This is a genomic window from Agrobacterium pusense, assembly GCF_013285525.1.
Taxonomy (GTDB): Bacteria; Pseudomonadota; Alphaproteobacteria; order Rhizobiales; family Rhizobiaceae; genus Agrobacterium; species Agrobacterium pusense.
The window spans coordinates 170212-184053 of the sequence record NZ_CP053858.1; the positions used below are offsets into that span (position 1 = coordinate 170212).

Here is a 13842-nt window from a genome sequence, read left to right on the forward strand (position 1 = left end):
CTTCAAGACGACAGATCAGTTGGCCGGTTTGAGAGCGAGGACCCTCAACGGGCTGCCGGACCCGTTCAATATCTTCAGCGGTGCTGACAGGATCGTCGCCCCGGTCGGAGGAAGCAGGTCTAAATTGCACAGGCACTGCAAGCCGTATTTACCGGCACCGTGGAGAAAGTGGTGAGCTGGATAAGGCGGATGAAAATGGCCTGCTTGGCCGGCGTCAGTTCCGATTGTTTCAGTTCCGAAACCGATTATGCCTCTCTCATTTATCAGCCATTGGATGACGTCGGAATCCGGTCCCGGCGTATGAGCTCCATCATCATGAAGATTAGCGTATTGAGCGCCGGACTTCTTGGACCAGTCCGACCGCATGAATACCCAGTGCCCAGACGGTATTTCTCCGTATAAACTTTCCCATTCGAGAACGACCGGAACGCTCAGCAAAAAGTCGGAATCTTTGGCGACTTCGTTTGAGCAGTCTATGACGCAAACCGGAGCTATCATATGTTCAACCGGCAATGTGTCCACCGAATTCAGCGGAAGGTGGCGACCTGTATACCAATGGACAGGAGCGTCGAAATGAGTTCCAGTATGCTCGCCAAAAGTGACATTGTTCCAGTACCAACCCGGGCCAGCCTCGTCGTAGCGTGAGATGCATTCAATACGTACAGGGGAGGATTGACCCAACTCCGGAGGCATCAAGATTGTCGGGAAATCAGGAGCAAGAGTCTGGGTCAAATCCACGACCTGAATTTTGCCCGAGGACAACTCCTCGCCAAGAAGCGAGAGGACAGAGTTCGGCATTTTATACTCCTTGGTTTCTTCTGAATAGGAGCTCGCGCTCAAGGGCTTTCGGGTTCGATTCCAATCTTTGGACAATGTCCTTTGCGAAGTCGCCTACAACGATGTCTTCGAGCCCTTGGATAAGTCCGGCCATGACAGCATCGACCAGCGCCTTGTGGCCGATTTTGGGTTGGGGAAAGTGCTGATACCACTCGCTTTCGGTAGGGCCGCTTGTAACGTTCAGCAAACGGACTCCGCCCTGGGCTAGCTCGGCCCGGATGTGAAGCGACAGGGCTTGAGCCGCGGCTTGAGAAACTGAATATGCCGCTAGATCGGGTACCTGCGCTTGACCAAACACAGAAAGCAGGTTCACCCACGCAACCGCGTCCCGTGCACCATCGCTTCCGCGAGAGCGCATCACAGGGGCAATTGCTTGCGCCAGCCGCAACGTGCCGAACACAACTCTTTCCATTGCCTCTTTGATCACGTTAACCTGATTTGCCGCTAGGATGCCTCCGGGCCGGAGGTAATCGGCCGTGTTGATAAGGATCTCGATCTTGGCGCCATAGTCGCGCGCCAGGTCTTCGACGGATTTCTCATCCGAAAGATCGAGCGGTACCAGGAAAACGTCTTCTAGCTTTTTGAGCGGGTTGAGATGGGGATGCGGAACCCATGCGTCGGGAACTCCGACATAAATTTCTTCTGCGCCGGCTTCGATGAGGCCGTCGACAAGAGGCAGAGTGATCGGGTGGCGGCCGTCGGTGATCAGGACGCGACGGTTTTTTGGATGTGCGGTCATTTCGCGCCATTTCCTGTCTTGTGTCAGATCGGCACCTTTCGGTGCGCCGTAGAGAGCAGCTTGTCCCGCTTCGTCGAGCTTAAGGTGAAGGTAAACCGGCATAGTCTCCCGGCTCTCAGGATGAAGGTGACAAAGTGCCGTTGGACCGCAATCCATCTTCACCAGGCCAACAAGCCATGGAGCCCGTTCCCTGAAATAATTGCTAGCCGGTATTTCGACATTAGTCGCCGAAAGAACCGTTGCTGTCGCGGGAGCATCAGTTATAGCTAGATCATCGCTCAGGCAGGCCGGGCACGCTTCGGGCGCAGGATAGCAAAACAACCCGCAGTTCCTGCAACGATGCAGGGCAAAACGTCCGTTAGCCGCAGCTCGTGTTAAGTCGTGCGCTTTGCGACTTCGCGCTCCAGGAGGAAGAAGCGGAACAGGGGTCCGTGCAAGCGGGTTTTTTCGCTTAAGTTTAGCAACCGGAGCCATCAGTAATTCTGCCCTGAAATTATCACCGCTCCCGATGAAAGGCCGCGGTCGAAATTGATCATACCAAAGCCGGCAGCTAGAGCCAGCCGTGCATCAGGAACCTGCCGGGAAGACGCTATATGCATCACCTGACGCATGGCCTCCACAATCCCGAGATGTCCTCCTGCTGCGCCAGCTTGGCCTGCCGAGAGTTGACCCCCAGAGGTATTATGCGGAAAGGTTCCACCAATCGTGAAATCGTGGTGACGCACGAAATCTGGTCCTTCTCCCTTGGAGCAGAAACCGAGATCCTCAAACTGCATCATTGATATGACCGGATAGTCGTCATAGGTCTGCACGACGTCGATGTCTGAGGGTCTGACGCCGGCGGTCGAATACAACTCTTCGATATCCACAACCCATCCGCCTCTCTCCTGCACAGCGTCGAGGGTCGAGGCGTTGTGCCGCTCGATCGAGGACAAAAGTCTGGCAAAAGGCAATCCATGTGCACGCGCATCTTGTTCGCGCATAACCAGGAATGCGTCGGCCCCGGCACATGGCATCACACAGTCGAACAGATGGATTGGAGGAGCAATCGGCCGTGCGGTCAAATACGCTTCAAGTGTCAGCGGCTTCTTCATCAGGGCGTTTGGATTCTTGAGCGCGTTGTCACGTTGGGACACCGCGAGCTTGCCAAAATCTTCACGCTTAGCGCCGTACTTGCGCATATAGTTGCTAGCGATCAGTGCAAAGCTCGCATTGGGGCCGGCCGTTCCATACGGATAAACCGCATCTTGCGAAAACCGCGAGAAGCTTTCCAGAGATTTCCTGAAAGACTCAACGTGGTTTGTATCAGCACCAATGCACGCCACGATGTTGGCATCTCCGCATTGTACTGCTCGTGCCGCCTTTTTAAGCGATACGATGCCCGAGGCGCCACCCATCGGTACAAACTCTATAAACCGCGGACTCAAACCAAAATGCTGTGTGAGACCTATCGCAGTGTCAGGTGCGGTCGAAAAGCTCGATAAAGAGAAGCCGTCGAAGTCGCGGTGGGATATGCCTGAAGCCTTGACCAGTTCGGCCAAGGCACGGCCGATCCACCAGGCGGTGCTTTCGATTGAGTATCGTCTATACGGCACAGTGACAGGCGCCGCGAGAACAACATCATCGTAAGCACGTCTCAATCCGCCCGCCATTAGCGCGATCCCCAGCTCATCAAGCGATGGTCAGCTTTACATCGATGTTGCCGCGAGTCGCATTAGAATATGGGCAGCGCTCGTGTGCACCCGAAACGATCTCATGTGCAACTGAGTTTTCAATCCCGGGCATGTCCACGACCAACTCCACAGCCAGCGCATAACCGACAGGCACAGGCCCGATACCAACTAAAGCGGATACAGATACATCGTCGGGTAGCGCAATCTTACGAGTACGAGCAACTAGCTTTACGGCGCCGAGAAAACAGGCAGCATAACCTGCGGCGAAAAGTTGTTCTGGATTGCTGCCTTCCCCACCCGGGCCTCCGAGCTCCTTTGGTATGTCCAAGCGCAGCTGAAAACTTCCATCCTTACTTTCGGCCCGTCCGTCACGCCCGCCAAAAGCCTTAACTTCAGCTTGATACAAGATTTTTTCAGGTTTCATAATGACCTCTCTCCTGCCTTTGTTAGAACAGGCCTGATGACACAGTAAACCAAAATATATGACAATTCATATTTTTATTATGAATCCATTTTCTCCCGTGTATTAATTCGATCGGCAAATGCTGGTTAACTGATGGCAATTTTGCGTGGGAACGACGGATGAAAATCGATACGGCCGGAATGAACAATGATTGTACCAGCATGCTTGCGCTACGGGTCGCCAATTGGAATGAGGCACCACGCCTTGAGCGAATTGCGCGGCCAACGGCCGCTGACGGCGAAACCTTGGTGAAGATCGAAGCCGCCACTGTCAGCCATTTGGATCTGACGGTAATGACAGGTAAATTTGATATACAACCCAAGCTTCCCTATGTGGGCGGTACTGATGGGGCAGGGATTGTTGTCAAATCCGGGCGTTTTACGCCGGGCACTCTAGTCGCATTGCGGGGCGCCGGCATCGGCCTGTCACGAGACGGAACTTGGGCCGAATACGCAGCGGTGCCAGACAGCGCCATAAGGGAAGTGCCCCAATCTCTTTCACCAGAACTCGCTGCAACGGTTTATAGTCCTCTGACCACGTCGTATGTCGCGCTACATGACATTGGCCAGATGGGAAGCTGGTCCACGGGACCGCAAAAAACCTCCGAAGAGGTCGTCATCGTAACTGGGGCATCAGGTGCGGTGGGGTCTGTCGTCGTGCAGATGGCAAGCCAAGCTGGCGCCCATGTCATCGCAATTGTCTCGAGCAACGCGCGAAGATCGTCTGTCCCTGACGCCGCCGAAACCATCGCACTTTCCGACAAAGACAAAGTCGGCGGCATAGCTGCAGCACGCGCGGCAACTCTCTTGGTGGACACGATTGGTGGTCCTCAACTTCGCGAACGTATAGGCTGGGTACGTCCGGGCGGCAGGGCCGTCCTTTTGGGATACACGGCCGGCAAAGAACTGATCATAGACATACCGAACTGGTTGTTGGCAAGCGTCGCCCTGTTGCCTGTGTCGATGCTGTTTCATGAGCCCCGCGCTCGGGAACTGATTGGAGGACTTACTGAGCTTGTCCACCATGGAACGCTCCGATTGAACTTGGAAAGCCATCCGCTGAAACGATCAAGCGCCGCTTTCGAGCGACTTCAGCAGGGGGTGGCCCGTGGTAAAGTCGTGTTGCGGCCGTGATGGCGAGGTAATTGATCGCGTTTAATAGGCCGCACTTCTAGATTGATAGACAAAATATCCTTTCTCGCGACCTTTCCAACGACCATTTTTACTGCGGTGATCGACGCAGCCGGAAGAAGATCGTCCATATCGTTGGTCTTTCGGTGACGGCCAGAGTGGCGCCAGCCGTAAGGTGGCCTCTGCTGTAGTGCTGACTAACGAAGCAAGAAACAATAACCACCCAACGAAAGGGGAATCTGGTGAAAATTGGCGAAGCAATCGGTATTGCGCTTACACAACTAGGGGTAAAACGAGTTTTCGGTGTTGTGGGAAGCGGGAATTTTCATGTGACCTGCGGTCTCGTTAAGGGAGGGGCCGAGTTTGTTGCTGCAAGGCATGAGGGCGGAGCTGCCACAATGGCAGATTCCTATGCAAGGATGAGCGGCGAGGTGGGTGTAGTGTCTGTCCATCAGGGATGCGGTCTGTCAAACGCTATCACTGGGATCGCGGAAGCGGCAAAAAGCCGCACTCCGTTACTGATCCTCAGCGGAGAAGTTCTAGATCCCGCATCGAATTTTTACATTGACCAAGATGCGCTCGCCCGGTCCGTGGGAGCGGTCTCACTGCGAGCCCGATCGGCTGCGACTGCATTGTCGGACTTGACAAGCGCATTCTCACTTTCGGTCCGCGACCGTCGCACCGTCCTATTTAACCTGCCGCTGAATGTTCAGGACGAAATCTGTGCGCCAGGCAGCTTGGAAGCCGTCGTACCACTAGCTTGTCTTTCCAAGCCTGGTGCCGCACCCAACGGGGTGGCCGAGCTTGTTGAAATACTCAAGGGAGCGCGCCGTCCGGTTTTCATTGCAGGGCGCGGCGCTCGTGGCAAACATGCCCGCCAGGCACTGGAATCTCTTGCGGACGACGTCGGCGCACTTGTGGCGGAAGGAGCCGTGGCAAAGGGGCTTTTCGAGGGTTATCCCTGGTCAATCGGCGTTTCGGGCGGTTTCTCGTCGCCTTTAACCGTTGAACTTATCCGTAACGCCGACGTCGTTGTCGGGTGGGGAACGACGCTCAACAAGTGGACCACACGCCACGGTAGTCTCATCGCGAAGGGCGCGGCCCTCGTTCAAGTAGATCTTGAAGCGCGGGAGTTGGCCAAAAACCGGCCTGTGGACCTGGGCATTGTCGGGGATGTCTCGGTCACCGCGACAGCCGTAAGCGACTTGCTGCGAGAGCAAGGGTACAGCTCAAGTGGTTATCGTTCTGACGATATCGCCGTGCGCATCAAGAAATCGGTTCTTTGGCGAGACGTTGAATATGAGGACGACAGTACGGGATCTGAAATCGACCCAAGGACCCTTTCCATTGTACTGGATGACATAATTCCTAAGAACCGTGTTCTTGGCGTGGATTCAGGCAATTTTCTCGGTTATCCAAGTATGTATCTCAAGGTTCCCGACGAGAATAGTTTCTCCTTTACTCAAGCCTTCCAGTGCGTCGGCTTGGGTCTGGCGACAGCAATTGGCGCCGCCTTGGCAAAATCTGACCGTTTCCCCGTAGCGGCCTGCGGCGATGGGGGTTTTTTCATGGGCATCTCCGAGCTCGAAACCGCCGTGCGCCTGAAATTGGGCATGTTGATCATAGTTTATAACGATCATGCCTATGGCGCTGAGGTATACCACTTTGGGCCCCAGGGGCACCCGGTAGAAACCGTGACGTTTCCAGACACCGACATCGCGTCTATCGCGCGTGGCTACGGCGCTGACGGCGTCACTGTCCGCTCCAGATCAGATCTTGAAAGCGTTGCGGAGTTGCTCTCGAAAGGGCTCGAGAGGCCGCTCGTGATTGATGCGAAGGTCACCAAGAAGAGCTCTTGGTGGCTGGAAGAAGCTATGAAAGAACATTAAGCGAGCGGGCAGTCCGTCCACGACAGATTTCCCTTCGGACAACCCAGTTAAAATTTGTATTGGGGGCTACGTTGTAGCCCCCTTGGAGGTAGCAGCGCCACTGCGGTTTGCGCGCAAGTTTAACCCAAATCGCGAACTCATCGAGAAGGCTCTTCCTGATCAGTTGAAAGCCGACACTTCGTATGTTTTAGAGCCCGACGGCTTGCGTTGCCGAAGATCGTTTCCTCTGCCTCAGATGGCCGCGTCGGAGGAGGATAAGTAAATTTTCATCACTGCAATTCGTCACGTTTCGGCAGAGCGGAGAAAAGCCCTATGAGCCTCTGTTCATCGATAGGCTTTGTCAGGCATGGAGCCTGCGCAAAAACCTTAGGCATTGAGCTGCACTCGTAACCTGTCACGAAAACTTAAGGAATGTGTCTCGACGAAGGCAACTCTGCGACGTGATAGAGCATTTCGCCGTGCAAGTTGATGTCGAGTATTGCCACGTCGATTGCAAATTCCGATCCCTCCACGACTTCGACGGCCCGTTCTACGTCCGAAACTGGTCCATACACCCTGGCCCCAGCCCGCTCTAGAACTGGCCATCAGATGAAAAGCGACCAGATATTCGTCCTCCACCACCAATAGCCGGCGATTTTCAAGTTCACGCGGATGCATATTTCTACCCTCTTTCTTTGCCGAACCTGAGAAGCGTGCTGAAGTTCCCAAAAGGGTCGTTTCTTTGATCGGCAGGTGGTCAGCTCAGGTTTCGGCAGGTGGCGGTCACCGATGCCTTACAGATCGCGGCCGCACACACCGACAGCGCGTCTGTGGCATTCGATGACATGTGACCCCGATGCAAGTGCCGAGTAAGGCTTCCGACCAAACGGGGAGAGACCGATCCCCTTCCTCAATGTGTTTCTGCGTTGATGGCGGAAACTCGCACTTGTTCTACTCTCACTTCAGGAATGACCTCTAGATGTTCCAATCACTCGACCTGCTCCTAAGAATCTCGGATCTACGTGTTCGCGGTTCATGTCCTATCAAGAGCGTTTCTAAGGAATATGCGTCACCATGAGACCGTTCACGCAGACCAGCCTGTATTCCTTGGAAAGTGGCAATTTGGATGGGAGTGGGTCGGGGTTGACGCTAAGCCAGTGGAAATGCTCGCCGAGACCGGCTATATCTACAGGGAGAGCCAGGTATGAGGCGGAAATGATTGTCGTTGCTGCAAGTTTTGGTGGTCGTATTGCATCTCCCGGCGGGTATCCGGAGTTGGAGACGCTGCTGCCCGTATCAGAGCGGCATATAACCCGATCGATGTGATCCTATATGGCAGCCGCGCCCGCGGAGAGGCGACAAGCCAGAGCGACTGGGATTTGAAAGTGATCGTTTCCGACGAAGCTCTAGAGCGCTTTTCTTCGCCAATGTCTGGTTGGCGACTTCAGGAAGGTTCTGGCGTCTATGCCGATGTCTCCTGTATCAGGCTTTCGGATTTCCAGGCTGATCTAAGCGTGGCAAACTCGGCATCTAACCATATTGTGGCAGACGGCATCGTGATTGATGTCCGCTGATCTCCACATCGCAAATTCTCTTCGGCTAGCGCATGAAGATTTGGTGGCTGCGCAGGCCCTATCGGCAATCGACAACCGAAACGACGTCTACCATCTACAGCAGGCCGCTGAGAAAATTCTTCTCGCGCTCCCCAATTCGGAAAACATCAAGGCAGTGCGTAGAGATTCGCATCGCCTTGACGTCCTGCGAGACCTCTTGCCGGAAGACAATACTTTCAAGGTGAAATTTTCACCAATCACGTTCCTTACCGTCTATGCAACGACCTACCGTTACCCAAAGGATGCTGGTCGTTTGCCTCAGAGAGGCGAGAAGGACGAAACCGAAGTTCCGCGAAGATACTGCAGGTAATTTTGGCGGACGCAGCCGCTCACTTCGGCGTAGCGTTGACCGATTCTGATCGAATTCCAGCAAAACGAATTACGCCGCTGCGGCTTTAGTCTTAGTGCCTGTCGAAAAGGCGAGGACCACCCTAATTGCCTTACAGATCGCATGTCGTCGAAAGATTTTGAGGTGAAAGGCTGCGAGCAATCAGCAGGTCACCGGTTCTGATCCTTTCAAGAGCTTTACCTCCGCTGCCATTCTCAGGCGGCTTTTGCCAGCCGCCTGATCGTCTGGGGCGGTTGTCCGTATTGGCGCATGAACGCATCGCGCATGCGCCTAAGATCGACGAAACCGCTTTCTTGTGCAATCTTCTCCATGGGATGACGGGTCTCCTCGATCATCAGGCGAGCGGCCTCAAGGCGGATTTGCTCGACGGCCTTGGCGGGCGTCTGGCCGGTTTCCGCATGGAACGCCCGGCTGAACTGGCGAGGCGAGAGGGCCGCAACCTCGGCCAGTTCCTCGACGGTCAACGGGTTGGCGAGGTGTGTTTTCGCGTGGATCAACGTCTTTTGAATGCGGTCGCTGCTGGGCGCGAGCTGAAGCAGTTCGGAATGTTGCGACTGGCCGCCGGCGCGGCGATGATGCATCACCAGCCGCCGGGCGATGGCGCTTGCCACGTCACGTCCCAGATCTTTCTCGATCAATGCCACGGCGAGGTCCAGGCCCGCGGTCAGGCCCGCCGATGTCCAGACCGATCCCTCGTTGATGAAGATGCGGTCGTCCTCAACCCGCACATTTGGGAAGGCCTTGCGCATCTCTCTGGCATAGGACCAGTGCGTGGTCGCGCGCCGACCGTCGAGAAAGCCCATCTGCCCCAGCAGAAACGATCCGGTGCAGAGCCCTGCGACCCGTCGTGATCCCCTGGCCATCGCACGTAACGTCGCAAGCGTCGCTTCATCCTGCTGCGGAGGGGGGACGAGGCCCGCCATAAGAAGCAGCGTATCCACCTGCCCCACATCGTCGAGCTTGGTCGTCGGCACGGCAAAACCACTCGATGACATGACAGGTCCGCCACCGACCGAGGTGATCGAAAGGGTGTAATAAGTTTCATCCCTCAACACATTGGCCAGCTCGAAAGCGGCTTGCACGCCGAGCGCCAGAAACTGGAAGCCCGGAGTCAGTACCATGGAAACGTGAGGCATTCGGCTCTCCAAGTTGTATGTCCGAAAAACGTAATTTATACGTCATATCGGACAAATGTCATTTGGTCCATAACGTCCTTGTCGAAAGCGATTGAGCTTTCTCCACAAACAAGGAAAAGACCCATGACCACCAAGGGAACTGCACTCATCACCGGCGCCTCCACCGGCATCGGCGCGATCTACGCCGACCGTCTTGCCGCGCGCGGTTACGACCTGATCCTCGTTGCCCGCAACAAGGACAAGCTTCAGACGCTTGCCTCGGCGATCTCGGACAAGACGAACCGTGCCGTCGAAGTGCTTGCCGCCGATCTGGGCGACGCCGCCGATCTGGCGGGCGTCGAGATGGTACTGCGCGAAGACGCCAGCATCACGGCGCTGGTCAATAATGCCGGGATCGGTACCCACACGACGCTGCTGGAAAGCGATGTCGATCGCATGGAAGCCATGGTGCGCCTCAACGTGACCGCCTTGATGCGCCTGACCTACGCGGCTGTGCCCGGCTTCGTGGCGCGCGGCGGCGGCACGGTGATCAATATCGCCTCGATCGTGGCGGTCGCGCCGGAACTGCTCAACGGCGTCTATGGCGGCACAAAGGCCTTCGTTCAGGCGTTCACCACTTCGCTCAACCACGAACTTGCGGATCGCGGCATCCGTGCCCAGGCCGTACTGCCCGGCGCGACACGGACCGATTTCTGGGCTCTCGGTGGTCTGCCGGTCGAGCATCTTCCCAATGAGATCGTGATGCAGGTCGAGGACATGGTCGATGCCGCCCTTGCTGGGTTCGATCAGGGCGAGACCAGCACCATCCCCGCGCTCCGGGATATCGAGCTGTGGAATGCCTATGAGGCGGCGCGTCTCGCCCTCGGCCCGCAGCTTTCCGCCACCCGGCCGGCTCCGCGCTTTACGACCGCAGCCTGAAAACGTTCCAACCTTCTCAAGAATGAAAGACTGATCCCATGAGAATGACTGGCAACACCATCTTCATCACCGGCGGCACGAGCGGTATCGGGCGGGGCCTTGCGGAAGCATTGCATCGCCTTGGTAACAAGGTGATTATCTCCGGACGGCGCACTGCACTGCTCGACGAAGTGACAGCGGCTAACCCCGGCATGGCGGCCATCGCGCTCGATGTATCGAGCCTCGACAGCATCCAGTCTGCCGCGAGAGAGCTGATCGAAAACCATCCCGATCTCAATGTGGTTTTCAACAATGCCGGCTTCATGCCCTTTGACGATGTTTCCGGCCCATTTGACGACGCCGTCGCGCAGGACCTGATCGCCACCAACCTGCTTGGACCCATCCGTGTGACCTCGGCGCTGATCGAGCATCTGAAGACGAGACAAGAGGCAACCGTGTTGTACACCAGCAGCGTGCTTGCCTTCGTTCCGATCGCCGGTAACGCGATCTATTCGGCGACGAAGGCGGCGCTCCATTCGTTCGCCCTGTCGCAGCGTTTTCAGCTTCGCGATACCAGCGTTCGTGTGCAGGAAATCGCCCCACCATGGGTGGACACCGATCTGATCTACAAAAGCGGTGACCCGCGCGCCATGCCGCTACCGGATTTTATCGAGCAGACGCTCGTCGCGCTCGCTACAGACGAACCGGAAGTGATCGTCGATGCTATCAAGCCCCTACGGGACAACCCGGGCGCGACGGAACATGGCTTTTTCGAAGCCTTCAATCGCAGCATCGTCGATAACCCGATCCCCGTTGGTGCCTGAAACAAAGGCCGATGTCGCTCGATCCGATCGACATCGGCCAAAATCTGTCGGCCAGGCATGACTTCACACATAAACGCTACCGCCTTAAGGACTACCTGAGGGCGCGCGGCGGCATAGCGGTCGCGTAGACCAGTGGCTGGGGTGACTGATCACTGATGTCGCACAGGAGCACGGCCTTCCCAGTCGAGCAGGCCGTGCAGATGGGCAGATTTTCAGAGGGTCGGCCACATGCCTCGTGTCGGACTGACGCTCTCCAGCAGCGAGGCGACATGAAGGATGGTCGACTCCCCCTGCCACGCGCCGACGATCTGGATGTTGATCGGCAAGCCTTCCCTGCTGGTACCGAATCGCATTGAGACACCGGGAAGGCCAGTGACGTTCAGAGGCACGGTTGCGCCCTGCAGGTATGTTGCGTCGACCTTCTGCCCGTCGATCACGAACTCTTCGACGCCGTGCTTGTGAGCGGGGATCGGCAGGACGTGAGTGATCAGCGCGTCGTAACGGGAGAAGTATTCGGCATAGCCATCGCGCAGCCGCTCGGCCGCCTGTTCGGCTTCGATGTAGTCGTCCATGGAAGTGTCAGGCAGCGACAGCATTGTCTTCGCCATCTTGTAGAGTTCGTCGTCCCGACGACCTGCGGTCGCCTTGCGGAAAGCGGGCTTCATCTCCATCACATGCAGACGGTTGAAGACGTCGAGGGCGAAGTCCCTCTCCAGAGCCGGGATGCCGACATGCTCGACTGACAAGCCGACATCCTTCAACGCTTCAGCCGCCGCCCTGACGGTGGCGACCACTTCCGGGTCGACCGGGCCAAAGCCGGGTCCGACCATCCAGCCGACCCGGAGCTGCCGGAGGGGCTGTCTACCTATGCCGGCGTCGAACGGAACCGTGCTCGACGCGAACGCGTCCTCACCATCTGGTCCCGCCAGTTGCGAGAAGGCGAGGGCGACGTCGCGCACCGACCGGGCCATCGGCCCGACATGCCAGAACCGGCGCGGCGCGCGTGGCCAGATACCTGTCATCGGGACGCGACCGTGGGTCGCCTTCATCGAGGTGATCCCTGTCTGCGCGGCTGGTCCCCGCACGGAGATCGCGAGGTCTGTGCCCAGACCGAGTGGCGACATGCCGGCGGCGATGGCGGCAGACTCGCCGCCGCTCGATCCGCCAGGCGTCCGCTCCATATCCCACGGATTGTTCGAACGCCCGGACAGCAGATTGTCGCTCTCGATCCAGTAGGAGAACTCCGGCAGGTTGGTCTTAGCCAGCAGAATGCCGCCCGCCTTCTTCAGGCGTGCGACGCTGGTCGCGTCGCGGTCGGGTCTACGTCCTTCAAAGATTGGCGAGCCGCGCTGCGTCATCACGCCTTCGGTATCGATGGAATCCTTGGCGGTGAACGGCACGCCATGCAACGGACCGAGTGCTTCGCCGGCCAAGACTGCGGCTTCGGCTCTTCGGGCCGCCTTCAGCGCTCCCTCCGCCACGGTGACGATCGCATTGATCTTGGGATCGATCGCTTCGATGCGATCGAGATGCGCCTGTACCACCTCGACGGGTGATATCTCCTTGCGGCGGATGAGTTCGGCAAGCCTTGTGGCGTCGGAATAGATCAGTTCGTTGCTCATAGCGCTCTCTCTAACTAACAGTTGGTAGGCAGCAGAGAGCTAGGCCTTTACAACTCCGCCGTCAACCCCTATCTAACATTTGTTAGGTGAGGATGAAGGCGAAGGAGAGTTTGTATGAGCGGAAGTGCAAGGGAAGCCATTCTCGCAGCGGGACGTCTGAGCGCGCAGGCGCACGGCTATGGCGGCCTCAACATGCGCGAGCTTGCAGCCGAGGTCGGCATCAAGGCCGCCAGCATCTACCATCACTTTCCGAGCAAGGCGGATCTCGCTGCGGCGATCGCCGAGCGCTATTGGCAGGACACGAAAGCATGGCTGGATGAAGTTGCGAAGGAGGATGGCGATCCTAAAGCCAGTCTCCGAAAGTATCCGGAGACGTTCCGGATGTCGCTGGAAAATGGCAATCGCCTGTGCTTGGGAAGCTTTCTCGGCGCGGAATACGACGACCTGCCCGATCAGGTCCGCCAACAGGTGCAGACTTTCGCCGACGTCAATATCGCCTGGCTTGCCGAGCGGCTGGTCGATGCTGGCCTAACGGATAAGATGGGAAGCGAAGCGCGGGCGAGATCAATCTTCGCCGCTGTCGCGGGAGCGCAACTTCTGGCCCGCAGCAGGTCCAACATTTCTCTCTTCGACGCAATGATCGAGAGCTATAAGGACGCCGGTCTGTTGCCGGGTTGATATTTCACCTAAT

At 56.9% G+C, this 13842-nt stretch carries 12 protein-coding genes and 2 pseudogenes; 7 read left to right on the forward strand and 7 right to left on the reverse strand.

Annotated elements, in window-relative coordinates; all coding sequences use genetic code 11:
- Positions 1-15: 15 nt before the first annotated feature.
- The 5 genes and pseudogenes from HQN82_RS23900 to HQN82_RS23915 all read right to left on the reverse strand — a co-directional run bounded on the left by HQN82_RS23900 (position 16) and on the right by HQN82_RS23915 (position 3673).
- Entirely contained in the window at positions 16-798 is a 783-nt protein-coding gene (locus HQN82_RS23900; protein ID WP_173616140.1) for a cyclase family protein, read from the reverse strand.
- A 1-nt stretch (position 799) separates the two neighbouring features.
- Positions 800-1678 (reverse strand): SDR family NAD(P)-dependent oxidoreductase, encoded by an 879-nt coding sequence (locus tag HQN82_RS23905; RefSeq protein ID WP_234904968.1) that lies wholly within the window; start codon positions 1676-1678, stop codon positions 800-802.
- A 63-nt stretch (positions 1679-1741) separates the two neighbouring features.
- A pseudogene (locus HQN82_RS25740) lies at positions 1742-2050 on the reverse strand (Zn-ribbon domain-containing OB-fold protein); the annotation flags it as partial.
- Positions 2050-3228: a thiolase family protein gene (locus tag HQN82_RS23910; protein ID WP_173616142.1), complete on the reverse strand. Its 1179-nt coding sequence runs from the start codon at positions 3226-3228 to the stop codon at positions 2050-2052. The pseudogene HQN82_RS25740 and the gene HQN82_RS23910, both read right to left, overlap by 1 nt.
- 19 nt (positions 3229-3247) lie before the next feature.
- The gene (locus HQN82_RS23915; RefSeq protein ID WP_173616143.1) at positions 3248-3673 is read right to left on the reverse strand and encodes an organic hydroperoxide resistance protein; all 426 of its coding nucleotides are present in this window, start codon (positions 3671-3673) and stop codon (positions 3248-3250) included.
- A gap of 158 nt (positions 3674-3831) precedes the next feature.
- On the opposite strand from HQN82_RS23915, the gene HQN82_RS23920 reads away from it, so the two are divergent.
- The 4 genes and pseudogenes from HQN82_RS23920 to HQN82_RS23930 all read left to right on the forward strand — a co-directional run bounded on the left by HQN82_RS23920 (position 3832) and on the right by HQN82_RS23930 (position 8284).
- On the forward strand, positions 3832-4845 hold the full coding sequence (locus tag HQN82_RS23920) for a quinone oxidoreductase family protein (RefSeq protein ID WP_173616144.1): 1014 nt from the start codon (positions 3832-3834) through the stop codon (positions 4843-4845).
- A 239-nt stretch (positions 4846-5084) separates the two neighbouring features.
- On the forward strand, positions 5085-6731 hold the full coding sequence (locus HQN82_RS23925) for a thiamine pyrophosphate-binding protein (protein WP_173616145.1): 1647 nt from the start codon (positions 5085-5087) through the stop codon (positions 6729-6731).
- A 1301-nt stretch (positions 6732-8032) separates the two neighbouring features.
- Positions 8033-8080: pseudogene (locus tag HQN82_RS25785) on the forward strand (hypothetical protein); the annotation flags it as partial.
- 15 nt (positions 8081-8095) lie between these two features.
- Positions 8096-8284, forward strand: a complete 189-nt coding sequence (locus HQN82_RS23930; protein WP_234904965.1) for a hypothetical protein — start codon at positions 8096-8098, stop codon at positions 8282-8284.
- A gap of 582 nt (positions 8285-8866) precedes the next feature.
- Here the strand turns inward: HQN82_RS23930 and HQN82_RS23935 are convergent.
- A complete protein-coding gene (locus HQN82_RS23935) occupies positions 8867-9808 on the reverse strand; it encodes a GlxA family transcriptional regulator (RefSeq protein WP_234904966.1) in 942 nt (313 codons plus the stop codon).
- Positions 9809-9931: 123 nt separating this feature from the next.
- Here HQN82_RS23935 and HQN82_RS23940 point away from each other — a divergent pair, with 123 nt between their 5' ends.
- Both HQN82_RS23940 and HQN82_RS23945 read left to right on the forward strand, forming a co-directional pair.
- The gene (locus tag HQN82_RS23940; protein WP_173616147.1) at positions 9932-10726 is read left to right on the forward strand and encodes an SDR family NAD(P)-dependent oxidoreductase; all 795 of its coding nucleotides are present in this window, start codon (positions 9932-9934) and stop codon (positions 10724-10726) included.
- A gap of 38 nt (positions 10727-10764) precedes the next feature.
- Positions 10765-11529, forward strand: coding sequence for an SDR family oxidoreductase (locus HQN82_RS23945; RefSeq protein WP_173616148.1), 765 nt, complete (start codon positions 10765-10767; stop codon positions 11527-11529).
- Positions 11530-11741: 212 nt separating this feature from the next.
- On the opposite strand, the gene HQN82_RS23950 is transcribed toward HQN82_RS23945, so the two are convergent.
- Complete coding sequence (locus HQN82_RS23950) at positions 11742-13151, reverse strand: amidase (protein WP_173616149.1); 1410 nt, start codon at positions 13149-13151, stop codon at positions 11742-11744.
- A 114-nt stretch (positions 13152-13265) separates the two neighbouring features.
- Here HQN82_RS23950 and HQN82_RS23955 point away from each other — a divergent pair, with 114 nt between their 5' ends.
- The gene (locus tag HQN82_RS23955; protein WP_173616150.1) at positions 13266-13829 is read left to right on the forward strand and encodes a TetR/AcrR family transcriptional regulator; all 564 of its coding nucleotides are present in this window, start codon (positions 13266-13268) and stop codon (positions 13827-13829) included.
- The last annotated feature ends 13 nt before the right edge of the window (positions 13830-13842 follow it).

Excerpts from the sequence above, each read along its gene's own strand:
- HQN82_RS23900 (WP_173616140.1), bottom strand. The coding sequence starts at position 798 with ATGCCGAACTCTGTCCTCTCGCTTCTTGGCGAGGAGTTGTCCTCGGGC.
- HQN82_RS23905 (WP_234904968.1), bottom strand. The coding sequence starts at position 1,678 with ATGCCGGTTTACCTTCACCTTAAGCTCGACGAAGCGGGACAAGCTGCT.
- HQN82_RS23910 (WP_173616142.1), bottom strand. The coding sequence starts at position 3,228 with ATGGCGGGCGGATTGAGACGTGCTTACGATGATGTTGTTCTCGCGGCG.
- HQN82_RS23915 (WP_173616143.1), bottom strand. The coding sequence starts at position 3,673 with ATGAAACCTGAAAAAATCTTGTATCAAGCTGAAGTTAAGGCTTTTGGC.
- HQN82_RS23920 (WP_173616144.1), top strand. The coding sequence starts at position 3,832 with ATGAAAATCGATACGGCCGGAATGAACAATGATTGTACCAGCATGCTT.
- HQN82_RS23935 (WP_234904966.1), bottom strand. The coding sequence starts at position 9,808 with ATGCCTCACGTTTCCATGGTACTGACTCCGGGCTTCCAGTTTCTGGCG.
- HQN82_RS23940 (WP_173616147.1), top strand. The coding sequence starts at position 9,932 with ATGACCACCAAGGGAACTGCACTCATCACCGGCGCCTCCACCGGCATC.
- HQN82_RS23945 (WP_173616148.1), top strand. The coding sequence starts at position 10,765 with ATGAGAATGACTGGCAACACCATCTTCATCACCGGCGGCACGAGCGGT.
- HQN82_RS23950 (WP_173616149.1), bottom strand. The coding sequence starts at position 13,151 with ATGAGCAACGAACTGATCTATTCCGACGCCACAAGGCTTGCCGAACTC.
- HQN82_RS23955 (WP_173616150.1), top strand. The coding sequence starts at position 13,266 with ATGAGCGGAAGTGCAAGGGAAGCCATTCTCGCAGCGGGACGTCTGAGC.